A 24686-nucleotide genomic window follows, 5' to 3' on the forward strand; every position below is an offset into this window, starting at 1 on the left:
GATGCCGGCCCGTCACGCCGCCGCACCCTTGCCCATGCGCGACGGCGTGGCGCCCAGCTATCTGTGGCTGCCCGAAGGGCAGTGGCCGGACATGCTGTCCTTCCTGCTCGAGCGCTATCCGCAGATCAGCGCCGCGCAATGGCTGGACCGCATGGCGCGCGGCGAAGTGGTCAACGGGGACGGCGCCGTGCTGGCGCCCGATAGCGCATACCGGCGCGGCATGCGCATTTTTTACTACCGCGAGCTGGAACGGGAAACACCGATCCCCTTCCAGGAAGAGATACTGTTTCAGGATGAACACCTGGTGGTGGTCGACAAGCCGCACTTCCTGCCCATGACGCCGGCCGGGCGCTTCGTGCAGGAGACCTTGCTGACGCGCCTGAAGAAAAAGCTGGACTGCGCCGAGCTGACGCCGATCCACCGCCTGGACCGGGAGACGGCCGGCGTGGTGATTTTTTCGCGCCAGGTAGCCAGCCGCGGCGCCTATCAGTCGCTGTTCCAGCGCCGCGAAGTGCGCAAGACCTACGAGGCGCTGGCGCCCGTGCTGGCGGGGCGCGATTTTCCATTTACCTACCGCAGCCGCATGGTCGAGGGCGCGCAGTTTTTCCTCATGCGCGAGGAAGCGGGCGAGCCGAATTCGGAAACCATCATCGAGCTGATCGAAGAGCGCGGCATTGTCGCCCTGTACCGGCTGCAGCCGCACACGGGCCGCAAGCACCAGCTGCGCGTGCACCTGGCTGCGCTGGGCATCCCCATCGTCAACGATGCGTTTTATCCCGTGGCCCTGCCGTGCAAGGAAGATGACATGTCGCAGCCCTTGCAACTGCTGGCGCGGGCCATCGATTTCACGGACCCGTTGACGGGCGAGATGCGCCATTTTGAAAGCCGGCGCATGCTCGGGTAAGCCGATGCCACCACTGGCGTATCAACCATGTTGTCGGATTACGGCCCTGCGGCCTCGGCGGCCCCACCTAATCCGACCTACGATAGAGCAGGCGTAGGTCGGCTTAGCGCGCAGCGCGTAAGCCGACACCACCCGCGACGTGTCAAAGATCAGCCCTTGATCGTGTAATCGATGATCAACGGCGCGTGGTCGGAAAAACGCTCATCCTTGTAGACGCTGACCGTATGCGCCTGGGCCGCGATGCCGGGGGTGGCGACGTGGTAGTCGATGCGCCAGCCCACGTTTTTCGCGTAGGCTTGTCCGCGGTTGCTCCACCACGTGTACTGGTCTTCGCGCTTGTCCAGGCCGCGGTGCACGTCGACAAAGCCCACTTCGTCGAAGACGCGCGTCAGCCATGCCCGTTCCTCGGGCAGGAAGCCGGAGTTCTTCTTGTTGCCCTTCCAGTTCTTCAGGTCGATTTCATGGTGGGCGATGTTCCAGTCGCCGCAGATGACCACTTCGCGGCCCAGCGCCTTCAATTCGAGCAAATGCGGCAGGAACAGTTCCATGAAGCGGAACTTGGCTTCCTGGCGTTCCGGGCCGGACGAGCCGGACGGGCAGTACACGGAAATGACGGACAGGTTGCCAAAATCACAGCGCACGTAGCGGCCTTCGGCATCGAATTCAGGGCTGCCGAAACCGATATGCACGGCGTCCGGTTCGACCTTGCTGTACACGCCCGTGCCCGAATACCCCTTTTTCTCGGCATAGTGGAAATGGCCATGGTAGCCGTGCGGGTTGAGGAATTCCGGCGTCATGTCGGGCAGCTGCGCCTTCAATTCCTGCACGCAGATGAAATCGGCCGTCTGCGTGCCCATCCAGTTGAAAAAGCCTTTTTTGGCGGCGGAACGGATACCGTTCAGATTGGCGGAAATAATTTTTGGCATAGGTCGAGAGTGAAAAGGGCGTTGTACGGGGCCGGCGGGCGCGGCATGGCGATTGTCTCGCCGGTGCGCGCGGATTAAAATACAGGCACTTTTAAAAAATGAGGCTAATGTGAATAATTTACGCCAGCAGTTTATCGCGTTTTCAGTATCCAAGGGAGTCTTGCGGTTCGGCGAGTTCACCACCAAGGCCGGACGTCAGTCGCCGTACTTCTTCAATGCGGGCCTGTTCCATGACGGCGCCACCCTGGCCGAACTGGCGCAGTTCTACGCGCAGACCCTGCTCGACTCGGGCGTGGAATTCGACATGCTGTTCGGCCCCGCCTACAAGGGCATCACCCTGGCGTCGGCCACCGCCGTGGCGCTGGCCGGCAAGGGCCGCAACACCTCGTTCGCCTTCAACCGCAAGGAAGCCAAGGACCATGGCGAAGGCGGCACCATTGTCGGCGCCAAGCTGCATGGCAAGGTTGTGATCATTGACGATGTGATCTCGGCCGGTACCTCGGTGCGCGAATCGGTGGACATGATACGTGCCGCCGGCGCCGAACCGTGCGCCGTGCTGATCGCCCTGGACCGCATGGAGCGTTCCGGCCCGGACGGCCAGCTGTCGCCAAGTTCGGCGGTGCAGGAAGTGTCGAAACAGTATGGCATTCCCGTCATCTCGATCGGCAACCTGGACGATCTGTTCGGCTACCTGAATGGCGCGGGCGCTGATCCGGAATTGCTGAAATATAAAGAAGCCGTCTCCGCATACCGCAATCGGTATGGTATTTAAGTAGTTCTCTCCAGCAGCGCCCGCAGCCGCGGGTCGCTGCAGGCGGTGGCAGCTTGCGGGTGGCATTGCAACAGCCGCCGCAACAGTGCGCCGCCGATGCCGCGCCGGCGGAATGGCGGTTTCACGAACAGCATGTTCACCGTCACTTCATCGGCGTGTCGGCTGATGTCGAGCATGGCCACCTGCTGGCCGTCGATCCACGCGCACAGCGCGTTGTCTCCTTGCCAGTCGATCTGCATCACGCCAGCCATGGTTTCAACGCCGCATGCAAGCCCAGGGCGAACAGCCCCGCAAAAAAGCACCGCCTGAATACCTGCTGCGCGATGCGCCCGCGCAGCCATTGACCGGCCAGCATGCCGGCCAGCGCGGGCAGCAGCGCATACGCGGAAGCGCCGGCCGCGCCCAGGGTGAAGTCGCCGTGCAGGGCCAGGCTGGCCGCCAGCGCCACGGTCGATGCCGTAAACGCCAGGCCCAGCGCCTGCACCAGCGCATCGCGCGCCAGCCCCAGTCCCTGCAGATACGGCACGGCGGGGATGACGAAGACGCCTGTGACGGCCGTCACCAGTCCTGTCACGGCGCCCGCCACAGGCCCCAGCCACGCTTCGTGCCGCGCTGGCACGCGCAGCTGCAGCGAGAACAGTCCCGCCAGCGCATACAGCATCAGCGCCACGCCCAGCGCGACGACGGCCCAGGCGCCGCTGTCGGCCGGTAGCAACGCGCCGCCCGCCAGAGTGCCGGCCATGACGGCCGCCAGCATGGGCCATAGACGGCGCAGCAGGGCGCGCAGGCCGGGGCCGGCCGCCAGCTGCCAGACATTCGTCACCATCGATGGCACGATCAGCAGGGCGGCCGCCTGCACGGGCGGCATGACAAGGCTGAGCGTGCCCATGGCCACCGTCGGCAAGCCCAATCCGACTACGCCCTTGACGAAGCCAGCGACGAGGAAGCTGGCGCCGACGGCCAGCAGGAATGAGGTCTCCATCTTTCTTATCCACAGTGAACTGCGTGGATTCTGCGCTTGCCAGACACTTTCGCCAAGGCGGATTATTTTGAGTCAGCCTTAGTCAAATACGAAGGCTGGTAAGATGGCGAAAAGGAGAGCCGCCATGCGCTTTGATCTCGTCGATTTGCAGCTGTTTGTCAACGTGGTGGAGGCGGGCAGCCTGACGGCGGGCGCCGCGCGCAGCCACCTGGCATTGGCGTCGAGCAGTGCGCGCGTGCGCGGCATGGAAGAGATGCTGGGCATGCCCTTGCTGCTGCGCGGGCGGCGCGGTGTGGAGCCGACACCCGTGGGCCAGACCTTGCTCCATCACGCGCGCCTGGTGCTGCTGCAAATGGAGAAAATGCGCGGCGAACTTGGCGAATTTGCGCGCGGCTTGAAAGGGCAGTTGCGCCTGTTGTGCAATACGGCCGCGCTCAGCGAATTTTTGCCCGAGGCGCTGGGCGCTTTTCTCGACCGCCATCCGAACCTGACCATCGACCTGGAAGAGCGCCTCAGTTACGATATCGTCAAGGCCGTCTCGGAAGGGCTGGCCGACATGGGCATCGTGTCCGACTCGGTCGACATGCGCGGCTTGCAGACGTTTTTGTTTCGCCCCGACCGGCTGGTGGTCATCGCGGCGGCCGATGGCGTGCACCACCGTGCCCTGGGCCAGGATGGCGTGGTCGATTTTGCCAGCGTGCTCGATCACGATTTCATCAGCCTGGCCGACGACAGCGCGATGCAGCAATACCTGGGCATGCATGCGGCGCGCCTGGGGCGCCCATTGAAGGTGCGCGTGCGCCTGCGCAGCTTCGATGCCGTCTGCCGTATGGTGGCCAGCGGCGTGGGCATCAGCGTGGTGCCCCTGGCGGCGGCCAGCCGCTGCCAGCAGACGATGGCGCTGCGCTGCCTGGAATTATCCGATCCCTGGTCGGTACGCAATCTCACGATCTGCGTGCGCCAGTTCAGTGAATTACCCCTGTATGCGCGCCAGTTGATCGATCATCTGAAGGCGTGACAGGGCATGACAGGAGCAGCGATGCGTTTTTCAGAAGACAAGATGGCCAGCCTGCTGTGCAGCGACCAGGTCGAGCGGCCGATCCACATCTGGCAGCCCGAGCATCCACGTGCCGTGATCCTGGCGATCCACGGCGGCATGGCGCACGCAGGTGACTACGTCACACCGGCGCTCTATTTCCGCCAGCACGGTATCGCCACCGTCAGCTTCGACATGGTGGGCCATGATGGCCAGCGCAAGGTGGACATTCCCTCGTTTGACGCCTTCCTCGACGACGCGGAGCTGTTCCTCGCCTGGGTCAAACAGACGTATCCGGGCATGCCCGTATTCGTCATGGGCCACTCGATGGGCGGCCTGATCGCCACGCACCTGGGGTTGCGGCGCTTCGCGGGCGATGCGGCCATCAAGGGGTTTGTGATTTCATCGCCGTATTACGTGAATGCGATACCCGTGCCGAAGGTGCTGCAGATGCTGTCGGGCTGGCTGGCGCGGCGCTTCCCCACGATGAAGGTGCCGCTGGGGAACCTGACCATGCTGCTCACGCACGATCAAACCATCACCGCGCGCCATTTCCAGGATGAGCGCGACGGCATCCGTGCCAGCGCGGCGTCGGTGCGCTTCGCCCATGCCTTGACGTCGGCGCAAAAGGAACTGGCGGGCGGTTTGTCCGCGTGGCGTTTCCCCCTGTTCGCCGTGGTGGCGGGCGACGACAAGCTGGCCGACAGCCGCGCCACGGAAAGCCTGCTGCGCAGCGTGCCCGATGGCTTGCTCGACTATCACTACTATCCGGCCAATTATCACGAGAACTTCAATGAAGTGAATCGCGATGTCATCTTCGCCGCCATCCTGGCCTGGATGGAAAAACTGCTGGCACCCGTGCCGGCGTGAGACGCCAGTATCGTTATAATCGGCTAGACTGAATTTACCGTCGGCGCATGCCGGCCCGGTCCCCGCGGCACAGGGGAATACTCAAGGAACGAACGATGCGCTTGCTGATTGCCCTGTTACTCCCGTGGCTGACCTTTTTCACAATCGGCCGTCCGATCGCCGGCATCATTTGCCTGATCCTGCAAATCACCCTGATCGGCTGGCTGCCAGCGACGATCTGGGCCGTGTACGCGCTGAGCCAGTACAAGACGGACCAGAAGATCGCCGAGGCCATGCGCCGGCGCTAACGCTGTTCTAAGGCTGTCCTAAGCTGCGCTTCCTATCTTGATTCAACCGACATGAGGAGAGTGAGATGGCATCAAACAGACGCAGACGCGGTACCCTGGGCCTGGCGGCGGCAATGCTGGCCGCCGGGCTGTTGCTGGGAAGTGCGGCGCAGGCCCAAACCGACAGCGCGCTGCCGCCCGTGCAGAAGAGTGGGGCGGTGGAATACCTGAGCGGCGGCATCGGCCTCGACGAGTCGACGGCCATCAAGAGTGCCAGCCGGCATTGGCCCTTGAGTCTCGTGTTTTCCGTGCAGGCGGCGGGCAAGGCGGAATTTGCCTCCGACGTGAAGCTGGAAATACGCGACGCCAAGGGCGCGCCGGTGCTGGAAACGACGGCCAGCGGACCGTTCCTGCTGGCGAAACTGGCGCCGGGCAGCTACAGCCTGCGCGCCACCCTGGCTGGCAAGACGCTGGAACGCAAGGTGCAAATCAAGGCTGGCAGTTCCGCGCGGGTGGAGCTGATCTGGCCGGCGGGAACGAATCAAGGTAAATCCTGATGGCTGGCGACGGCAAGGCGCCTGAACAGGGCTTGTCGGCGCGGGGTTTGTCGGCACATATCCTGCCCACGTCGGCGACCATGGTCGGCGTGTGCATGACGGTGCTGTCGATCGGGCACCTGGCGCCGCGCGGCGAGGTGCGCGTGGCCATCGACAAGCTGCTCGCTGTCGACGCCATCGTCTTTCTCGTCAGCGCCGTGCTGTCGTTCATGTCGCTGCGCCCCGGCCAGTCGCGCTTGCGCTACGAATGGTGGGGCGAACTGCTGTTCATCTGCGGCCTGGCCCTGCTGGCGCTGGGCGCCGTGGTGCTGGCCTTTGTCATCAACTGAACCCGATCAACTGACCTTGAGCACGCGCCCTTCGGCGGCGCTTTGCAGCGCCAATTCGATCAGGCGTATCGTCGCTGCCGCATCTTCGGCCGCCACTGGCGCCGCTGCGCCGTGGCGGATGGCGTCGGCCATGCCTTGGTAAAAGTCCTGGTAGCGGCCCGCCTGCATCTCCAGGTGCTCACAATGTCCGTCCGGCTGCGTGCCCAGATGCAGCGCGCCGCGCACGGGATCCACGCCCCAGCCGGGCTGGCCCGGCCTGCCGCCCGCCTTCAGGGCGTCTTCCTGCGGGTCGAGGCCAAACTTCACGAAACTGCCCTTGTCGCCATGCACGGCGAAGCGCGCCGTCGGCGCCTTCACCAGGCAGCCCGCTTGCAGCACCACGCGCAGCCGGTCGTAGTACAAAACGATGTGCATGTAGTCGACGGCTTGCGCGCCATCGCGCTGCAGGACGATATCGGCGTACAGCTTTTCCGGCTGGCCGAACAGCTGCATGGCCTGGTCCAGCATGTGCGGGCCCAGGTCGTACAGCAAGCCGCCACCGGGCGCGCCGGATTCGCGCCAGCGCTGGCGGATCTCGGGGCGGAAACGGTCGAAGTGCGATTCGACGCTGGCGATGCGGCCCAGGGTGCCTTGCGCCAGCAGCGTTTTGAGGGTCAGGAAGTCGCCATCCCAACGGCGGTTGTGGTACACGCTGAGCACCAGCTTGCGTTCTTTCGCCAGCGCGATCAGGCTCTGTGCTTCAACGCTGGAAATGGTGAATGGCTTGTCGACCACCACGTGCTTGCCGGCCTGCAGGGCCGCCTGCGCCAGACTGAAATGCGCTTCGTTGGGCGCGGCGATGACGACCAGTTCGATCGATGGATCGGCAAACAGCTGCGCGGGCTGTGCATACACGGTGGCGTTCGGCCAATCCTTGTGCACGAGTTCCGGCTTGCTGGAGGCGACGGCCGCCAGTTCCAGGGCATCGATGGTGGACAGGACGGGAGCGTGGAAGGTGGAGCCGGCAAAGCCGTAGCCGACGAGGCCGGTTTTGATCTTGTTCATGGCGTGTTCACAGGTGCGTGGAAGAATCCATGATCATACCCGCAAGCGGGCGACGGCAGCGCTGCTGCGATGTTGCTGCGCTGCCGTCGCCCGGACATTACTTCAGACGCCAGACGTATTGCACCTTGACGCTGGCGCCGACAGGCTTGCCGCCAGCGAGGGCCGGCTTGAACGTGCACTTGGCGATGCCGCTGCGCGCCGCTTCGTCGAGGGCCGGATGGCTGCTGCTCTTGACGACGCTCGAGCCCGTTACCTTGCCAGTGGCATTCACGTCGAAGGACATGGTGACCGTGCCCTCCTCCTTCGCCTGCAGTGATGCGGCTGGGTAGGCCGGTTTGCCGCAGACGCCAAAGTCGACGATGGGGCGGCGCTCCAGCACGGGAGCGCTGTCGGCGGCGACGGCCTGGCCGTAGATGCCGAGGCAGGCGCCGGCCAGGGCCAGCAGCGGCACGGCCGCCTTCCAGTTCAGGGTGTGTGGTGCGGGGCGCAGCAATCGTTTGATACGTGACATGAGATCTCCTCCGTTGGCCGCCTGGGCCAGGTGGTGGGTTGAGAACTGGAGGCGTTCCAGTTCCGAGAGTGCAAGAGCCAGACGCCGCGGTTCGCCCAGTTGTCTTGCTGCGAAATCATCTGCAATGTGTTCGCGCTCGAGGCGCACGCCGCGTGAAATCCACCAGACGGCAGGGTGGAAGAACAGCAGCGCCTCGATGGCGTTTTGCAGCAGGTTGATCAGATAATCGTGGCGCCGGATGTGCGCCAGTTCGTGCGCCAGCAGCGCGTCTAGCAGGTGCGGCGGCATGCCGGTCAACAGCGCGGCGGGCACCAGCACCATGGGACGCCAGATGCCGGCCGTGAGCGGGCTGGCGATGTTGTCGAGCACGCGCAGCCGCACGGGCCGGGTCACGCCCGCATCGTGCGCCATGCGCGACAGCCTGGTCTGCAGTGGTCCATGCGTAGCGCCCGTGTTCCTGGCGCTGCGCTCTATCCACAGCATGCCCAGCGCCATGCGCACGGCCAGCACGGCTGCGCACAGCGCCCACACGCCGACGACGGCGCGCAGCAGCAGGTCCAGGTCAGGCAAGCTGTCGGGCGCCAGCAGGGCGGCGGGCAGCAAGGCGCTGGAGTACAGGGCGCCCGTGACATCGCCACCGGCCAGGCGCAGATACAAGCCCGCCGCCGGCCATGCCAGGCAGGCCAGCAGGGCGCCGCAACCGACGGCGTAGCGCGCCTCCGGACGCGCATTGCGCAGGGCCGCCCGCGCCAGCGCCGTGGCGCAACCGATCAGCAAGCCTTGCCACAGGAAGTGCAGCAGGGTCCAGCCCAGTGCTGGCACGAAGCCGCTCATGACTGATCGTCCTTGAGCATTTTTTCGATCTCTTCGCGTTCGGCACGCGACACGCCCGTGCGCAGCGCCGCCAGCACCAGCGCCTTGGCCGAACCGGCAAAGGCCTTCTGCATCAATTCCTTGAGCAGATTCGTCTGCAGGCTGTCCTGCGCCTGCGCCGGCGCATACACGTGCGAGCGCTGGCTTTCGTCGCGGATCAGCAAGCCCTTGCCGTGCATGATCTGCATCAGGCGCAGCACGGTGCCATACGTGATGGCCGGCTTGGCCAGCGCCATCGCCTCGTGCACCTGCTTGGCCGTGGCGGCGCCCAGCGGCCACAGCGCCTGCAGCAGATCGAGTTCGGCTGCCGTCGGTTTCGGGATGTCGTGCGTCTTGGCCATGCGGTTTTCCTCTTGCCTGAAATTCAATATGGCTAGATTAAACCGTGTAGACAAAAATGTATACTTTAATTTTAATAGGCCTTCAAACGCCTTTCAACGCGGAGGAAAAGTCTAGACAAGGCTGTTTATGCGTGATGTGTGCAGGCGAAAAAAAAAGACGCCGCAGCGTCTTTTTTTTGGGGGGCAGGTGAATTATCCCGCCAGCTTGGCCTTCAGCAGTTCCGTCAGCTGGGCCGGGTTGGCCTTGCCCTTGGAGGCTTTCATGGCCTGGCCGATCAGAGCATTGATGGCCGCTTCCTTGCCGGCGCGGTACTGTTCCACCGACTTGGCATTCGCCGCCAGCACTTCATCGACGATGGCTTCCAGCGCGCCAGTATCCGAAATCTGTTTCAGACCCTTGGCGTCGATGATGGTGTCGACCAGGTTCTCGTCGCTGGACTTGGCTTCCCACATGCCGGCGAAGACTTCTTTCGCCGCCTTGTTCGAGATCGTGCCGTCGGCGATGCGCTTGAGCATGGCGGCCAGCTGCGCGGCGGAGACGGGTGCGTCGTCCAGGTCCACGCCTTCGCGGTTCAGGGTCGACGACACGTCGCCCATCAGCCAGTTGGCGGCGGCCTTGGCGTTTTCCTTGCCGGCCTTGTCGACCACGGCGACGAAATAGGTGGCCATGGCTTTCGATTGCGTCAGCACCAGCGCATCGTAGTCCGGCAGCGCGTATTCGCTGATGAAGCGTGCGCGCATGGCGGCCGGCAGTTCCGGCATCGAGGCCTTGACGGTGGCGATCCACTCTGGCGAGATGACCAGCGGCGGCAAGTCAGGGTCCGGGAAATAGCGGTAATCCTGGGCGTCTTCCTTACTGCGCATTTCGCGCGTTTCCTTGCGGTCCGGATCGTACAAACGCGTCGCTTGCACGACCTTGCCGCCGTCTTCGATCAGTTCGATCTGGCGGCGCACTTCGACGTGCACGGCTTCTTCGATGAAGCGGAAGGAGTTCAAGTTCTTGATTTCGCAGCGGGTGCCGAATTCCTTCTGGCCGACAGGGCGCACGGAAACGTTGACGTCGCAGCGGAACGAGCCTTCCTGCATGTTGCCGTCGCAAACGCCCAGCCACATGACCAGCGAGTGCAGGGCCTTGGCGTAGGCCACGGCTTCGGCGGCGCTGCGGATTTCCGGTTCCGACACGATTTCCAGCAGCGGCGTGCCGGCGCGGTTCAAGTCGATGCCGCTCATGCCCGCATAGTCTTCGTGCAGCGACTTGCCGGCGTCTTCTTCCAGATGGGCGCGCGTCAGGTTCACCGTCTTGGTGACGAATTCGCCATCTTTTTCGTAGCCGAAGGTCAGGGCGCCGCCGATGACGACGGGGTCTTCGAACTGGCTGATCTGATAGCCCTTGGGCGAATCAGGGTAAAAATAGTTTTTGCGCGCGAAGACCGAGTGCGGCGCGACGGTGGCGCCCACGGCCAGACCGAAGCGGATCGCGCGGTCGACGGCCTGCTTGTTCATCACGGGCAGTACGCCTGGCAGCGCCAGGTCGACGGGGCTCGCCTGCGTGTTGGCGTCGGCGCCGTACTTGATTGGCGAACCGCTGAAAATTTTGGATTCGGTCGTGAGCTGCACGTGGTTCTCAAGACCGATGACGACTTCCCATTGCATAGTGTTCTCGCTTATTTTTTGGTGGCGCCGCCTGGGCGGCGCGTCTGTTCTTATTAAATACCGGCAGGGCTGCGCGTATGCCAGTCCGTCACTTGCTGGAACTGGTGGGCGACGTTCAGCAGCTTGGCTTCGCCAAAATAATTGCCGATGATTTGCAGGCCGACGGGGCGCTTGCCGTTTTTCTCGCCTTCGCCGAAGCCGCAAGGTATCGACATGCCGGGCAGGCCGGCCAGGCTGGTTGACAGGGTGTAGATGTCGGCCAGGTAGTTCGCCACCGGGTCGTCCGTCTTGTCGCCCAGGTCCCAGGCGACGGTCGGCGCGACCGGTCCCATGATGACGTCGCAGACGGCGTTCGGGCCATTCAGGACGGCGTCGAAATCCTGCGCGATCAGGCGGCGGATCTTTTGCGCTTTCAGGTAGTAGGCGTCGTAATAGCCGTGGCACAGCACATAGGTGCCGACCATGATGCGGCGCTGCACTTCCGGGCCGAAGCCCTGGGCGCGCGACTTCTTGTACATGTCCTGCAAGTCCTTGTACTCGGTGGCGCGGTGGCCGTAGCGCACACCATCGTAGCGCGACAGGTTCGACGACGCCTCAGCCGGGGCGATCATGTAGTAGGCGGGAATCGACAAGGCGGTGTTCGGCAGCGAGATGTCGACCAGGGTGGCGCCCAGCTTTTCATACTGCGCCAGCGCGCCGCGCACGGCCGCTTCCACGTCCTTGGCCAGTCCTTCGCCGAAGTATTCGCGCGGCACGCCGATGCGCAAGCCCGTGAGGGGTTGATCGAGGTCGCGCGAAAAATCTTCCGCCACGCCGCCTTGTTCCGGCGACAGGCTGGTCGAATCGCGCTCGTCGAAGCCGGCCATGGCACTCAAGAGCAGGGCGCAGTCTTCGGCCGAGCGGGCCATCGGGCCGCCCTGGTCCAGCGACGAGGCAAAGGCGATCATGCCGAAGCGCGAGACGCGGCCATACGTCGGCTTGATGCCGGTGATGCCGCAAAAAGCGGCAGGCTGGCGAATCGAGCCGCCCGTGTCGGTGCCGGTGGCCGCCGGCGTCAGGCCGGCCGCCACGGCGGCGGCCGAGCCGCCCGACGAGCCGCCCGGCACGGCGTGCTTGTCCCACGGATTCTGTACGGCGCCGAAGGCGGAGTTCTCATTGCCGGAGCCCATGGCGAATTCATCGCAATTGACCTTGCCCAAGGTGACCATGCCGGCCGCCTGGAATTTTTCCACCACGGTGGCGTCAAACGGGCTGGCGTAGTTGGCCAGCATTTTCGAGCCGGCCGTCGTGCGCCAGCCTTTGGTGACGAACAAGTCCTTGTGCGCGATCGGCACGCCGGTCAATGGCGTGGCCGTGCCGGCGGCGATGCGCGCGTCCGCTTCGGCCGCTTGCGCCAGGGTCAGGGCACGGTCGACGTGCAAAAAGGCGTTCGAGTTGTCCGCTTCGATGCGGTCGAGGAAATGCGTCGCCAGCGCAACGGCGGAAATTTCCTTGTTCTGCAAAAGCGTGGACAGCTGTTTGATGGATTTTGTATGCATGGCGTTTCTATTTTGATATTCGGCAAAAAGGCGGGAACAACGCAGCGGCGTGTTTATTCGATGACCTTGGGGACCAGATACAAGCCATCTTGTACCTTCGGCGCCACGGCCTGATAGGCGTCGCGGCGGTTCTGTTCCGTGGCCAGGTCTTCGCGCAGGCGCAGGGCGATATTGTCCATGTGGGCGGCCAGCGGGTGGCTCAGGGGCGCCACGCCATCGGTATTGACGGCTTGCATTTGTTCTGCCAGTGCAAAAATCTTGTTCAATTGGGCCAAAGACGTGACGGCCTGGTCGTCGGCCATTTCAAGTTGGGCCAGGTGGGCGATGCGTTTTACGTCGGAGAGTGTCAGGGACATGGCGAATGGCGCGGAGTGCCGCGCATTAGTATTAAGTTGGCGTTTTGATAAAACGCGGGTATTTACTGCTATTTTGCTCACAAAAATCGAGGAATGCCGCGTAACTCGCGGCTGCAAGAGTCGCACTTTTCCATGGTTTTTGAGCAAATCGCATTCAAATTATAAGGTAGAATGGCGGGTTAATGCGTTGCCGGCGCTGATGGACCGCTGCCGCAGCATAGAAAAGATTGCGCAAGCGCCAAGCGAAACCCGAAAAAATCGCCTCCACGGATTTTCAGGGTGCCTGAAAGCGCCCGCTTTGAAACTCCCCATAAACAGCTTTTGCGCAGCTCGATGCGCTACAGGACACTCATGTTTGGTTTTTTACGCAGGTATATCTCCACCGATCTGGCCATTGACTTGGGCACGGCCAACACCCTTATTTATGTACGCGGCCTCGGTATCGTCCTGGACGAGCCATCCGTCGTCGCCATCCGCCAGGAAGGCGGTCCGAATGGCAAGAAGACCATTCAGGCAGTCGGCAAGGAAGCCAAGCAGATGCTGGGCAAGGTGCCGGGCAATATCGAAGCGATTCGTCCGATGAAAGATGGCGTGATCGCCGACTTCACCGTGACCGAGCAAATGCTCAAGCAATTCATCCGCATGGTGCACGACTCGAAATTCTTCCGTCCATCGCCGCGCATCATCATTTGCGTTCCTTGCGGTTCGACCCAGGTCGAACGCCGCGCGATCCGCGAATCGGCGCTAGGCGCCGGCGCCTCGCAGGTGTACCTGATCGAAGAACCGATGGCCGCGGCCATCGGCGCGGGCTTGCCCGTGTCCGAAGCGACCGGCTCGATGGTGGTCGACATCGGCGGCGGTACGACCGAAGTGGGCATCATCTCGCTGGGCGGCATGGTCTACAAGGGTTCCGTGCGCGTGGGCGGCGACAAGTTCGATGAAGCCATCGTCAACTACATCCGCCGCAACTACGGCATGCTGATTGGCGAACAGACGGCCGAAGCCATCAAGAAAGCCATCGGTTCGGCTTTCCCTGGTTCGGAAGTGAAGGAAATGGAAGTCAAGGGCCGCAACCTGTCCGAAGGCATCCCGCGCTCGTTCACCATCTCCAGCAACGAGATCCTCGAAGCGCTGACCGACCCGCTGAACAACATCGTCTCGGCCGTGAAAAACGCGCTGGAACAGACGCCGCCGGAACTGGGCGCCGACATTGCCGAAAAAGGCATGATGCTGACGGGCGGCGGCGCACTGCTGCGCGACCTGGACCGCCTGCTGATGGAGGAAACCGGCCTGCCGGTGCTGGTGGCCGAGGATCCGCTCACCTGCGTGGTGCGCGGTTCCGGGATGGCACTGGAACGTATGGACAAGCTCGGCTCGATCTTCTCCTACGAATAATCTGACAGAAGGGCCGGAAACCAATCCGGCCTTTTTTTGGTTTTGGCGCCGGCGTTTGACCGGGGCCTGCACGTTGGCGCACTGCGCCTGGCCTGATCATTGGAAGTCATGGAATACAGTCCTCCGCCACTTTTCAAACAAGGCGCCTCCGCCCGCGTCAAGATGATGGTGTTCGCCGGCATTTCTATCGCCCTGCTGCTGGTCGATTCGCGCATGCACGCGCTGACGGCCGTGCGCCAGGCAGTCGGCACCGTGCTGTATCCGGTGCAGATGGCGGCGCTGGTGCCGCGCGATGTGGCGCTTGGCGTCGGCAATTACTTTTCTTCGCTGTCCGCCCTGGAAAAACAGGTGCGCGACCTGAAGCACGAACAGATCGCCTCGGCGCAGATACTGCAGCAGGCGCAGCTCAACATCGTTGAAAACAACCACTTGCGCAAGCTGATGGAAGCGCGCGAGCGCGTCCCCGTCAAGACCATGATGGCCGAAGTGCTGTACGACACGCGCGATTCGGCCACGCGCAAGATCGTGCTCGATCGCGGCATCCAGCATGGCGTGGAACTGGGCCGCCCCGTGATCGACAACCTCGGTGTGGTGGGACAGGTCACGCGCGTGTTCCCGTTTACCTCCGAAGTGACCTTGCTGACGGATGAAGAGCAGGCCATTCCCGTGCAGCTGCTGCGCAATGGCGTGCGCAGCGTGGCCATCGGCCGCGGCAAGTCCGGCACCATGGAATTGCGCTTCACGGCCCCCAGCGCCGACATCCAGATCGGCGACATCGTCATTACCTCGGGCCTCGACGGCCTGTACCCGGCTGGCCTGGCCGTGGCGCGCGTGACCCTGGTCGAGCGCAATGCGCATGGCCCGTTCGGCCGCGTCGTGTGCCAGCCGCTGGCCGGCATCGAACGCAACACCCAGCTGCTCATCCTGATGACGTCGCCCGAGATTCCGCCGCGTCCGCCCGCTGAAGATATCAAGACGGGCCGCAAGATCGCCGGCAAGATGGCGCCGATCAAGGACCCTGCCAAGGAGGCTGCCGCCGCGGCAGCGCCTGCCGCCAAGCCGCCTGCCGCCAACGCGGCTGCGCCAGCGCCCGCAAAACCTGCGACGCCAGCGCCCGCACCTGCCGCCGTGCCACCGAAGGAAGCGACACGATGAACCGCCCGCATTACATCCTGCTGCCGGTCAGCCCCCTGTTCATCGGCTTTTCCCTGCTGTGCGCTTTTCTGCTGAACCTGCTGCCATGGGGGCAGTTCGTCGGCGTACCCGATTTCGTCGCGCTGGTGCTGGTCTTCTGGGGCATCCACCAGCCGCGCAAGGTCGGCATCGGCGTGGCCTTCTTCATGGGTTTGATGATGGACGTGCACGACTCGACCCTGCTGGGCGAGAATGCGCTGGCCTATACCTTGCTATCGTATTTCGCCATCATGATGCACCGCCGCGTGCTGTGGTTCCCCATCATGACGCAGGCGCTGCACGTGCTGCCGCTGCTGCTGCTGACGCAGGCGCTGCAATTGCTGACGCGGCTGATCGTCTCGGGCCGCTTCCCCGGCTGGCTCAATTTCATCGAGAGCTTCGTCGCCGTCGCCCTGTGGCCCATCGTCACGTGGATTCTGCTGGCACCGCAGCGCCGCGCCGTGGACCGCGACCATAACCGGCCGATCTGACGAGCGCCTGCCATGACTGAACTTAAGAACACCGAGCGCGAACTGCATTTTTTCCGCATGCGCCTGACCATTCTGGGCGCGCTCGTCTTCGTCTGCTTTTCGCTGCTGCTGGCGCGCTTCATCTGGCTGCAGGTGATCAAGCACGAGGACTATGCGACCAAGGCCGAGGACAACCGCATCGCCGTGGTGCCCATCGTGCCTACGCGCGGCCTGATCCTCGACCGCAACGGCGTGGTACTGGCGCGCAATTACTCGGCCTATACGCTGGAAATCACGCCGTCGAAATTGAGCGCCAGCCTCGATTCAGTGATCGACGAGCTGTCGACTCTGGTGCAGATCGACATCAAGGATCGCCGCCGCTTCAAGAAGCTGCTGGAAGAATCGAAGAACTTCGTCAGCGTGCCGCTGCGCACGCGTTTGACGGACGAGGAAGTGGCGCGCTTCACGGCGCAGCGTTTCCGTTTCCCCGGCGTCGAGGTGCAGGCGCGATTGTTCCGCCAGTATCCGATGGGCGAAGTGGCCTCGCACGTGGTGGGCTTCATCGGCCGCATCAACCGCAATGAATCCAAGGCGCTGGAAGAGGGCGAGGACGCGGCCAACTACAATGGCACCGACCATATCGGCAAGGAAGGCCTGGAAAAAAGCTACGAAAAGCAGCTGCACGGCACCACCGGCTACGAAGAAGTGGAAGTGTCGGCCGGCGGGCGCGCCATGCGCACCCTGTCGCGCACGGCGGCCACCCCCGGCAACAACCTGATCCTGTCGATCGACATCGAACTGCAAAAAGTGGTCGAGGAAGCGTTCGGCGAATGGCGCGGCGCGGCCGTGGCCATCGACCCGGCCACGGGCGACATCCTCGCCTACGTGTCCAAGCCCGGCTACGACCCGAACCTGTTCGTCGACGGTATCGACCAGCAAAGCTGGAACGAACTCAATACCTCGCTGGACCGGCCGATGGTCAACCGTCCCCTGTCCGGCACCTACGCGCCCGGCTCGACTTTCAAGCCTTTCATGGCGCTGGCCGCGCTGGAACTGGGCAAGCGCACGCCGAGCCAGTCGATTTCCGATCCCGGTTTCTTCATGCTGGGCGGGCATATGTTCCGCGACGATAAAGTCGGCGGCCATGGCACGGTGGACATGCACAAGTCCATCGTCGTCTCGTGCAACACCTATTATTATCAACTGGGCCGCGACATGGGCATCGACGCCATTCACGACTTCATGAAGCCGTTCGGCTTCGGCCAGCTGACGGGCATCGACCTGAATAACGAGAAGACGGGCGTGCTGCCGTCGACGGAATGGAAGCGCAACCGCTTCAAGACGCCGCAGCAGAAAAAATGGGTGGGCGGCGACACGATTTCGGTGAGTAACGGCTCCGGCTACAATTCCTACACGCCGCTGCAGATCGCCCACGCGACGGCCAACCTGGCCAACAACGGCGTGGTGATGAAGCCGCATCTGGTGAAGATCATCGAAGACGCCGCCACACGCGCGCGCACCCTGACGGTGCCGAAGGAAAGCTACCGCATTCCGCTCAAGCAGGAAAACATCGACACCATCAAGCGTGCCATGGTGGGCGTGACCAGCGAGCAGGGCGGCACGGCCGCGCGCATCTTCACCGGCGTGCAGTACACGGTGGGCGGCAAGACGGGTACGGCGCAGGTGGTGGGCATCAAGAAAAACGAGAAGTACAATGCCAAGCTGCTGGCCGAGCGCCTGCGCGACAACGCCCTGTTTACGGCCTTCGCGCCGGCCGACAAGCCGCGTATCGCGATCGCCATCGTGGTGGAAAACGCGGGCTTCGGCGCCGGCGTGGCCGCACCGATCGCGCGCAAGGCGCTCGACTACTACCTGCTGGGCAAGCGTCCGAGCGACAAGGAAAGGGACACCACCAAGGTGCCCAAGGAAGATGTCGACGAAGTGCGCACCCTGGAAGAAATCACGGACGAGCAGGCCGCCCCGGCACCTGCCAGGCAATAAGGAAGCACATGCCCATTAACGAGAGGCGCTCGCTGTGGCGGCGCGCCAAACCCTACCTGGCGGTGTTCGATCCGCCGTTGATGATCATCATCCTGATGCTGCTCAGTACCAGCTTGCTGACCTTGTATTCGGCCAGCATCGGCATTCCCGGCAAGATCGAGGACCACTTGCGCAACATCCTGCTGTGCTTTTTTGTCATGTGGGTGGCGGCCAATGTCACGCCGCAGATGATGATGCGCATCGCCGTGCCCGTGTACACGGTATCGGTGATCCTGCTGGTGGCCGTGGCGCTGTTCGGCACCATCAAGCTCGGTGCGCGGCGCTGGCTGCATATAGGCGTGATCGACATCCAGCCGTCCGAATTCCTGAAGATCGCCACGCCGTTGATGCTGGCCTGGTTCTTCCAGCATAATGCGGGCGCCCTGCGCTGGAAGTCGTTCCTGATGGCGGCCGTGCTGCTGCTGGTGCCAGTCTACCTGATCGCGCGCCAGCCCGACTTGGGCACGGCGCTGCTGGTGGTGGCGGCCGGCTTTACCGTCATCTTCCTGGCCGGCCTGTCGTGGAAGGTGCTGGCCGGCTTGCTGATCACCTTTGTGTCCTGCCTGCCGATCGCCTGGTCGCACCTGCATGATTACCAGCGCGACCGCGTGATGATGCTGATCGACCCGACCAAGGACCCGCTGGGCAAGGGCTTCCATATTATCCAGTCCATCATCGCCATCGGTTCCGGCGGCATGACGGGCAAGGGTTGGACGCACGGCACGCAGGCCCACCTGGAATTCGTTCCGGAGCGCACGACCGATTTTATTTTTGCCGTATATTCCGAGGAATTCGGCCTGGTCGGTAACTTGATCCTGATGCTGATGTATTTGCTGCTGGTGGGACGGGGGATGATGATCGCCGCCAACGCCCCCAGTTTTTTCACTCGCCTGCTGGCAGGAGCGATAACTATGATTTTCTTTACGTACGCCTTTGTAAACATGGGCATGGTCAGCGGCATCGTGCCGGTGGTCGGCGTCCCCCTCCCATTCCTCAGCTATGGCGGCACCGCGCTGCTGACCCTGGGCGTGGCAACCGGTATCCTGATGAGTATTCAGCGCCACCGCAAGCTGGTGCAGACATGATGCGCGCGCCTTTCGACACCTTCGCCATGCGCGGATTGAGCCTGGCGGTCTTGCTGACCCTGGCCGCCTGCGGCACCACGCCGCAAAAGTCCGCATCGAATAACGTGCCGCTGCCGTCCGGCGGCAAGGTCAAGGTGCCCGTGCGCCAGGATCCCACCTTGCCGGTATTGCCGGCGGCCGGCTCCGGGCGCGGCGGCTACTACAAGGATGACGGTCCCGGCGACAATCCGCCGGCCAACCTGCGCGACGTACCCGACGCGGAAGTGCGCAACGAGCCGTATTCGACGCGCTCGAACCGCCCGTATGTCGTCTTCGGCAAGACCTACACGCCGATCACCGACAACGAACCGTTCAAGCAGAAGGGCACGGGCACTTGGTATGGCAAGAAGTTCCATGGCCAGCGCACCTCGTCGGGCGAAATCTACGATATGTACAAGATGACGGCGGCCCACCCGACCTTGCCGATTCCATCGTATGCGCGCGTGACGAGCATCGACAGCGGCCAGCAGGTGATCGTGCGCATCAACGACCGCGGCCCGTTCCACGCCACGCGCGTCATCGACGTGTCCTATACGGCGGCGCTGAAACTGGGTTTCCTGGGCAAGGGCAGCCACCAAGTGGTCGTCGAACGCCTGCTGCCGGCCGATATCGACGCCATCCTGGCCGCTCGCGCGGCGCCGAAGCCGGTGCCGTCGGTGGTGGCCAGGTCGATCGATACGCCGGCCGACAGCGAACCGGAAATGGGCGCCGTGGTGCAGCCTGAAATCACCGCGCTGTCAGCGGTCGATGCCACCGTGGCCGCGCCCGCGCCAGCGGCGCTGGCCACCGGCTTCTACCTGCAGCTGGGCGCCTATTCGCGTGCGGACAATGCGGAAGCGGGCCGCGCGCAACTGGCGCCGTATGCGCAAACGCTGGGCAATCTCGATGTGGTGCCGGCCGGCCCGTTGTTCCGCCTGTACGGCGGACCGTTTACGAGCCGCACCGATGCGGCGCGCGCGGCGGCCAGCCTGCCGGCGTCGGCGGGTGTCAAACCGATCGTCATTGAGAGATGAACGTAGGTCGGATTAGGCGCAAGGCGCCGTAATCCGACGCGATTGTCAGCAGTCATTTACAGGAGCGCAATTCCTGTTCCGGGAACTGCGCCTTGATTTTTTCCAGCCGCGCGCGCGTGTCCGCGTCGAGGTCGCGGAACTGGTAAGCGAATTGCTTGCTGGCGCTGTAGCGCGGCGTGACGCGGGCGCTGTGCACGCCCTGTTTGTTGAGCATTGCCAGCTGGCTTTGCGCGCTCGTTTCCGACTTGAACACGCCCAGTGAAATGCCCCAGCGCAGCGGGCTGCTTTCGTTCATGATGAAGTAATTCGTCACGCCCAGCTGCTTCAATTCGCCGGCCTTGCGGTCGGCGCCTTCCTTGCTGCCCTGCGGCGGGATATACACCATGTAGCTGGAAATGTCCTGGCCGGCCACGTTGCGGCGCGACTGGCGGTCGCCCAGGTCCAGCGTCGCCACTTGCGCTTCGAAACGGCGGCCGTCGGCCAGCATGAAATTGCCCACTTCCGTGCACGCATACGATGGCGGCGCCGTTGCCGCTGGTGCTGCCGCTGCCGGTGCCGCGCCTTCGGTGGCTGGTAGCGCGGCGGGCGCCGTGGCCTGCTCCTGCGTCAGCAAGGTGAGCTTGCCCTGCTGCAGCTGGTTTTTCAGGCGCGCCGGTTCGCGCGTCTCGGCGCGAAAACTGCCCAGATAACCCTGGCCGATGGCCAGCACCAGCAGGTTGACGCCGGCCAGCAGCCAGAAGACGAATTTCAGCATACGTGGTTTCCTTGTGTTCCCGCGGCCCCGGCGCGCGCGGCCGCCTGCAGGCCGATCATGACGATATTATCGACCAGGTGCAGCGGCACCGCCAGCGCCAGGGCCGGTGCGATGCGCGGCGCGGCGCCGCCCGACAGCAGGCAGGCGCTGGCGCCGTGCATGCGCACGGCCCGTTCGATGGCGCCCGCCTGGGCCGCCAGGCAGCCGGAGAGGATGGCGTCGTCCGTGTTGTCGGCAAAGCCGGCCGGCAGCATGGCGTCGCTGGCGATTTGCGGCAGCTGCGCCGTGTTGCGCGCCAGCGAACTGGCCATCAGTCCCAGTCCCGGCAAGATCATCCCGCCGAGGAAAACGCCGTCGGCCGTGACGGCGTCAATGGTGGTGGCGGTGCCGCAATTGGCGACGATGACGGCCTGGCCAGGCGCCAGCGCCTGCGCGCCGATGGCGGCGGCAAAGCGGTCGCACCCCAGCTGCGACGGCGCGCGGTAGCCGTTCGTGAGGCCCGCCAGCTGTGGCAGCGAGACAAAGTCGCGGGCAACGACGGGCAGCATGGCGCGCAGGCGCGTGCCGATGACGGCGCCGGCCACGTTCGACAGCAGCGCCTCATGGATGGCCAGTTGCGCCCATTGCGCAGCCAGGGTGTTGATCTGCGCATGCGCGACGGCGCCGCTGGCCAGCCAGCCACCGGCGGCACTGTCGGCCGCCACGAGTGCCCATTTGATGCGCGTATTGCCGGCGTCGATCAGCAGCAGCATGTGCTTACTCCCCCAGCAGGCGCAAGGACACGTCGCCGGACATGATTTCCTGCAGGCCACCATCGGTGCGCAGCAGCAGGCGGCCCAGGTGATCCACGCCGGCCGCCACGCCTTGCTGCAGCAGCTGGCCGTTGTCGAGGATTTTCACGTGCTGGCCCTGCCAGGCGTGCAGCAGGTTCCAGCGCTCCGTAAACGGCGCAAAGCCCGTGTCGTCGAATTCGGCCAGCACGGCGGCCAGGCGGCTCAAGAGCGCGGCCACCAGGGTATTGCGTTCCATCTGCGCCAGCCAGGGCACGGCCGAGACGCTGCGGCCGATCTGCCGTTCCAGCGCATCGGGCATCAGCAGATTGATGCCGCAGCCGATGACGGCCCACACGCCGCCGTCGGGTGCCTGCTGCGTTTCGACGAGAATGCCGGCCAGTTTATGGCCATCCTTGAGCATGTCGTTCGGCCACTTCAGCTGCACCGGCACCCCCAGCGAGGACATGGTTTCGGCCAGCGCCACGCCGACGGCCAGCGGCAATCCCACCAGTTGATGCAGCGGTCCCTTGAAGCGCCAGGCCAGCGAGAACATCAGGCTGGCGTCCGCCTGCGACACCCACGGCCGTCCGGCGCGCCCCCGTCCGGCCGTCTGCTGGCCGGCGATGCGCAGGGTGGGGCCGGCCAGGGTGGCGCAGCGCGCCAGCAGATCGGCGTTGGTCGATCCCGTTTCGTCGACCACCTCTATGCATACGTGGGCGGCGCCCGTGGCGCAATGGGCGGCGATGGCCGCGCTGTTCAAGTCTGAGTGCTTCGTCATGGTGATAGGGTCAGTTGCGCGCCTTGTGCGGCGCATTCGCGAAGGCCCGGTCGTACACGGCATTGGGCAGCGCGCGCAGCAGCTTGGCGACGACGCCCATCTGCCACGGGATCACGCGGTAGCTGTCGCCGTCGGCGATAGCACGCGCGGCGCGCACGGCGAATTTTTCGGCCGGCATCAGGAAAGGCATGCGGTAGGCGTTGTGGCGCGTCATCGGCGTGTCGATGTAGCCGGGCGTGATGGTGACGACCTTGATGCCCGCCGGTTTCAATTCCAGGCGCAGCGATTCGCAGTAGCTGATGACGGCCGCCTTCGAGGCGCTGTAGGCTTCGGCGCCGGGCAGGCCGCGGATACCGGCCACGCTGCCGATACCCACCAGGCGTCCGCTGCCCTGGTTTTTCATGGCGGCGATGAAGGGCGCGAAGGTGGCGACGGTGGCCGTGACGTTGATGGCCATGAGGCGCGCGAAGGCGTCGAGGTCTTCCGCGTGTTCGCTCAGGGTGCCGTACGACACGCCGGCGCTGGCGATGACGATGTCGATGCCGCCGGCATGGGCGATGAAGTCATCGGCCGCGCTTTTCAGGGCGGCGTGGTCGCACACATCGACGGCATAGGCGCGGTGGCGTTCAGGGTGGGGCAGGGAAGCGATCAGTTGCCGCAGCGTGTCGCCGCGGCGGGCCAGCAAGCCCAATTGGGCGCCCTGGCGCGCGTACTTCAGCGCCAGGGCGGCGCCCAATCCGCTCGACGCGCCCGTGATGAAAACGCGTTGCATCAGGCGATGCCCGGGCGCGCCAGGGTAGTGGCCATGCTTATTTCTTTTCCGCTTTGGCTTTCGCGACCAGCACGTCCATCACGGTGAGCGCCTGGGCGTTCAACTGCTCTTCGTTCTTGGCCGACTTGCTGCCCTGATCGGCTTGCGAAGGCGACGTGATGTAGCGGCCATCGATGGCGATCATGGGCCAGAACGTCACGTTATAGCCCTGCATCATGGCATCCGCACGGCGCACGCGGGCCGAAATGCCCATCGAACGGTAGGTGTCGATGAATTTCTGGCGGTCCACGCCCTGCTTGGCGACGAAGTCGAAGACGGCATCGTCGGTGTTCAGGCGGTTGCGTTCCACATGCATGGCGTGGAAGACGCTGGTGTGCAGCTTGTCGACCAGGCCCATGGCTTGCAGGGTGAAGAACAGCCGCTGCTGCGGCGCCACGCTTTCATCGCGCGACACGTGCACGCGCTTGAAGACGATGTTGTCGCCCTGTTTCTTGACCCAGGCCGCCAGTTGCGGCTCGAGCACGTTGCAATGCGGGCAGTAATAGGCGAAGAATTCCGTCACTTCGATTTTCTTGCCCGATTCCGTCGCCTGCGGCGTGGGCAGGGTTTCGTATTCGACGCCGTTCTTCGGGTCGGCCGGCGAGGCCGATGCGCCCATGGCGGCGGTGCACAGTGCGGCGGCGATCAGGATGTTCTTCAGAAAACGCATGCTGGTTCCTTATTTTTGGTTGCGGACGACGGCGACGTCGATGCCGTTTTCAGACAGTTTGGTGCGCGCGCGGTTCATCGCTTCGAGCTGGTTGAACGGCCCGATGCGCACGCGGTGCAGCACGCCGGCGTCGGTGCTGCGGTCGCTGATGGCCGCTTCGAAGCCGAGCAGCGCCAGTTTGCCGCGCGTGCTTTCGGCGTCCGACATGTCGTGGAAGGCGCCGGCCTGCAGATAATAAATCCATTTGTCGCTGGCTGCATCGGCCTTCGCCTCTTTCACGTCGGCCTTCGCTTGCGGCGCTGGCGCTGCCACCGGTGTTTTCGGCGCTGGCTTGTCTTTCAATGTACCGATCAATTCCTGCAGCGCGTCCGGCGGCGGCGCCTTCGGCTGCTGCGCGGGAGCTGGCGCCGGTGCTGCCGGCTGCGTCGGCGTGACGATCTCGCGTGGCTCCTTGGAGAAGTCGCGCGCCGCTTCCTTGGCCGCTTCCTTGTTGCCGTACATCGGCTTGTTCGGGTCGGCGATCTGGCCGGCCGTCGGTTCGGCCGATTTGCCGGCCTTGCCCGACTTGTCGGTGAACGGCGAGGCGCCCTTGGTGATCACCAGGGCGACCACGACGGCGATGCCCAGGCCGATGACCAGGCCGATGATGATGCCGACCAGGGTATTGCCCTGCTGGCGCCGGGACGAAGAGAAGCGGGAAACATGATTCATTGACTGTTTGACCTTC

General features: G+C 64.0%; 28 protein-coding genes. 13 read left to right on the forward strand and 15 right to left on the reverse strand.

Going from position 1 to position 24686, the window contains the following annotated elements; genetic code table 11:
- Position 1: 1 nt before the first annotated feature.
- Positions 2–904 (forward strand): pseudouridine synthase, encoded by a 903-nt coding sequence (locus JAB6_RS04825; protein ID WP_070301596.1) that lies wholly within the window; start codon positions 2–4, stop codon positions 902–904.
- A gap of 149 nt (positions 905–1053) precedes the next feature.
- Here JAB6_RS04825 and JAB6_RS04830 read toward each other — a convergent pair whose 3' ends face one another.
- Entirely contained in the window at positions 1054–1830 is a 777-nt protein-coding gene (locus tag JAB6_RS04830; RefSeq protein WP_034749399.1) for an exodeoxyribonuclease III, read from the reverse strand.
- A gap of 109 nt (positions 1831–1939) precedes the next feature.
- On the opposite strand from JAB6_RS04830, the gene pyrE reads away from it, so the two are divergent.
- Positions 1940–2602, forward strand: coding sequence for an orotate phosphoribosyltransferase (gene pyrE / locus JAB6_RS04835; protein ID WP_010393161.1), 663 nt, complete (start codon positions 1940–1942; stop codon positions 2600–2602).
- On the opposite strand, the gene JAB6_RS04840 is transcribed toward pyrE, so the two are convergent.
- Complete coding sequence (locus JAB6_RS04840) at positions 2599–2841, reverse strand: GNAT family N-acetyltransferase (RefSeq protein ID WP_175444496.1); 243 nt, start codon at positions 2839–2841, stop codon at positions 2599–2601. The two genes, pyrE and JAB6_RS04840, sit on opposite strands and share 4 nt — an antisense overlap.
- The gene (locus JAB6_RS04845) at positions 2841–3584 is read right to left on the reverse strand and encodes a sulfite exporter TauE/SafE family protein (protein WP_070301598.1); all 744 of its coding nucleotides are present in this window, start codon (positions 3582–3584) and stop codon (positions 2841–2843) included. The genes JAB6_RS04840 and JAB6_RS04845 overlap by 1 nt, the downstream gene beginning before the upstream one ends.
- A 124-nt stretch (positions 3585–3708) precedes the next feature.
- Between JAB6_RS04845 and JAB6_RS04850 the strand changes: the two genes are divergently transcribed.
- The 5 genes from JAB6_RS04850 to JAB6_RS04870 all read left to right on the forward strand — a co-directional run bounded on the left by JAB6_RS04850 (position 3709) and on the right by JAB6_RS04870 (position 6642).
- On the forward strand, positions 3709–4602 hold the full coding sequence (locus JAB6_RS04850; RefSeq protein ID WP_070301599.1) for a LysR substrate-binding domain-containing protein: 894 nt from the start codon (positions 3709–3711) through the stop codon (positions 4600–4602).
- A gap of 21 nt (positions 4603–4623) precedes the next feature.
- Positions 4624–5490 carry an alpha/beta fold hydrolase gene (locus JAB6_RS04855; RefSeq protein WP_070301600.1) on the forward strand — a complete coding sequence of 289 codons (867 nt, stop codon included), beginning with the start codon at positions 4624–4626 and terminating at the stop codon, positions 5488–5490.
- 95 nt (positions 5491–5585) lie between these two features.
- Positions 5586–5777 carry a YqaE/Pmp3 family membrane protein gene (locus JAB6_RS04860; protein ID WP_034749384.1) on the forward strand — a complete coding sequence of 64 codons (192 nt, stop codon included), beginning with the start codon at positions 5586–5588 and terminating at the stop codon, positions 5775–5777.
- 65 nt (positions 5778–5842) lie between these two features.
- On the forward strand, positions 5843–6313 hold the full coding sequence (locus JAB6_RS04865) for a carboxypeptidase regulatory-like domain-containing protein (RefSeq protein ID WP_051990991.1): 471 nt from the start codon (positions 5843–5845) through the stop codon (positions 6311–6313).
- Positions 6313–6642: a hypothetical protein gene (locus tag JAB6_RS04870; RefSeq protein ID WP_051959363.1), complete on the forward strand. Its 330-nt coding sequence runs from the start codon at positions 6313–6315 to the stop codon at positions 6640–6642. Before JAB6_RS04865 ends, JAB6_RS04870 begins: the two co-directional genes overlap by 1 nt.
- Positions 6643–6648: 6 nt before the next feature.
- On the opposite strand, the gene JAB6_RS04875 is transcribed toward JAB6_RS04870, so the two are convergent.
- The 6 genes from JAB6_RS04875 to gatC form a co-directional block, all read right to left on the reverse strand.
- Positions 6649–7686: an oxidoreductase gene (locus tag JAB6_RS04875; protein WP_070301601.1), complete on the reverse strand. Its 1038-nt coding sequence runs from the start codon at positions 7684–7686 to the stop codon at positions 6649–6651.
- A gap of 97 nt (positions 7687–7783) precedes the next feature.
- The gene (locus tag JAB6_RS04880) at positions 7784–9031 is read right to left on the reverse strand and encodes a M56 family metallopeptidase (RefSeq protein WP_070301602.1); all 1248 of its coding nucleotides are present in this window, start codon (positions 9029–9031) and stop codon (positions 7784–7786) included.
- Positions 9028–9411, reverse strand: a complete 384-nt coding sequence (locus JAB6_RS04885) for a BlaI/MecI/CopY family transcriptional regulator (RefSeq protein WP_046683490.1) — start codon at positions 9409–9411, stop codon at positions 9028–9030. Before JAB6_RS04885 ends, JAB6_RS04880 begins: the two co-directional genes overlap by 4 nt.
- A gap of 192 nt (positions 9412–9603) precedes the next feature.
- Positions 9604–11079, reverse strand: a complete 1476-nt coding sequence (gene gatB / locus JAB6_RS04890; RefSeq protein ID WP_302622644.1) for an Asp-tRNA(Asn)/Glu-tRNA(Gln) amidotransferase subunit GatB — start codon at positions 11077–11079, stop codon at positions 9604–9606.
- 38 nt (positions 11080–11117) lie between these two features.
- The gene (gene gatA / locus JAB6_RS04895; protein ID WP_070301604.1) at positions 11118–12602 is read right to left on the reverse strand and encodes an Asp-tRNA(Asn)/Glu-tRNA(Gln) amidotransferase subunit GatA; all 1485 of its coding nucleotides are present in this window, start codon (positions 12600–12602) and stop codon (positions 11118–11120) included.
- A 53-nt stretch (positions 12603–12655) separates the two neighbouring features.
- Positions 12656–12958: an Asp-tRNA(Asn)/Glu-tRNA(Gln) amidotransferase subunit GatC gene (gatC, locus tag JAB6_RS04900; RefSeq protein ID WP_034749369.1), complete on the reverse strand. Its 303-nt coding sequence runs from the start codon at positions 12956–12958 to the stop codon at positions 12656–12658.
- Between the two features lie 351 nt (positions 12959–13309).
- Here gatC and JAB6_RS04905 point away from each other — a divergent pair, with 351 nt between their 5' ends.
- The 6 genes from JAB6_RS04905 to JAB6_RS04930 all read left to right on the forward strand — a co-directional run bounded on the left by JAB6_RS04905 (position 13310) and on the right by JAB6_RS04930 (position 20173).
- Entirely contained in the window at positions 13310–14353 is a 1044-nt protein-coding gene (locus JAB6_RS04905; RefSeq protein ID WP_010393186.1) for a rod shape-determining protein, read from the forward strand.
- A gap of 108 nt (positions 14354–14461) precedes the next feature.
- Positions 14462–15508 carry a rod shape-determining protein MreC gene (gene mreC / locus JAB6_RS04910; protein WP_034749357.1) on the forward strand — a complete coding sequence of 349 codons (1047 nt, stop codon included), beginning with the start codon at positions 14462–14464 and terminating at the stop codon, positions 15506–15508.
- Positions 15505–16017: a rod shape-determining protein MreD gene (gene mreD, locus JAB6_RS04915; protein WP_034749354.1), complete on the forward strand. Its 513-nt coding sequence runs from the start codon at positions 15505–15507 to the stop codon at positions 16015–16017. The genes mreC and mreD overlap by 4 nt, the downstream gene beginning before the upstream one ends.
- 12 nt (positions 16018–16029) lie before the next feature.
- Positions 16030–17997, forward strand: coding sequence for a penicillin-binding protein 2 (mrdA, locus tag JAB6_RS04920; protein ID WP_070301605.1), 1968 nt, complete (start codon positions 16030–16032; stop codon positions 17995–17997).
- An 8-nt stretch (positions 17998–18005) separates the two neighbouring features.
- Entirely contained in the window at positions 18006–19121 is a 1116-nt protein-coding gene (rodA, locus tag JAB6_RS04925; protein WP_034749348.1) for a rod shape-determining protein RodA, read from the forward strand.
- Positions 19121–20173, forward strand: a complete 1053-nt coding sequence (locus JAB6_RS04930) for a septal ring lytic transglycosylase RlpA family protein (RefSeq protein ID WP_070301636.1) — start codon at positions 19121–19123, stop codon at positions 20171–20173. The genes rodA and JAB6_RS04930 overlap by 1 nt, the downstream gene beginning before the upstream one ends.
- A 52-nt stretch (positions 20174–20225) precedes the next feature.
- Here the strand turns inward: JAB6_RS04930 and JAB6_RS04935 are convergent, their stop codons facing one another.
- The 6 genes from JAB6_RS04935 to JAB6_RS04960 are packed head-to-tail and all read right to left on the reverse strand — an operon-like array spanning position 20226 to position 24670.
- The gene (locus JAB6_RS04935) at positions 20226–20927 is read right to left on the reverse strand and encodes an SPOR domain-containing protein (RefSeq protein WP_070301606.1); all 702 of its coding nucleotides are present in this window, start codon (positions 20925–20927) and stop codon (positions 20226–20228) included.
- Positions 20921–21679 carry a type III pantothenate kinase gene (locus tag JAB6_RS04940; RefSeq protein WP_070301607.1) on the reverse strand — a complete coding sequence of 253 codons (759 nt, stop codon included), beginning with the start codon at positions 21677–21679 and terminating at the stop codon, positions 20921–20923. Before JAB6_RS04940 ends, JAB6_RS04935 begins: the two co-directional genes overlap by 7 nt.
- A 4-nt stretch (positions 21680–21683) precedes the next feature.
- Complete coding sequence (locus tag JAB6_RS04945) at positions 21684–22478, reverse strand: biotin--[acetyl-CoA-carboxylase] ligase (protein ID WP_070301608.1); 795 nt, start codon at positions 22476–22478, stop codon at positions 21684–21686.
- A gap of 10 nt (positions 22479–22488) precedes the next feature.
- Complete coding sequence (locus tag JAB6_RS04950) at positions 22489–23250, reverse strand: SDR family oxidoreductase (protein ID WP_070301609.1); 762 nt, start codon at positions 23248–23250, stop codon at positions 22489–22491.
- A 37-nt stretch (positions 23251–23287) separates the two neighbouring features.
- On the reverse strand, positions 23288–23959 hold the full coding sequence (locus JAB6_RS04955; protein ID WP_034749335.1) for a thiol:disulfide interchange protein DsbA/DsbL: 672 nt from the start codon (positions 23957–23959) through the stop codon (positions 23288–23290).
- Between the two features lie 9 nt (positions 23960–23968).
- Positions 23969–24670, reverse strand: a complete 702-nt coding sequence (locus tag JAB6_RS04960) for an SPOR domain-containing protein (protein ID WP_070301610.1) — start codon at positions 24668–24670, stop codon at positions 23969–23971.
- Positions 24671–24686 lie beyond the last annotated feature (16 nt).

It is taken from the genome of Janthinobacterium sp. HH104 (assembly GCF_001758715.1).
GTDB classification, from domain to species: domain Bacteria; phylum Pseudomonadota; class Gammaproteobacteria; order Burkholderiales; family Burkholderiaceae_D; genus Janthinobacterium; species Janthinobacterium aestuarii.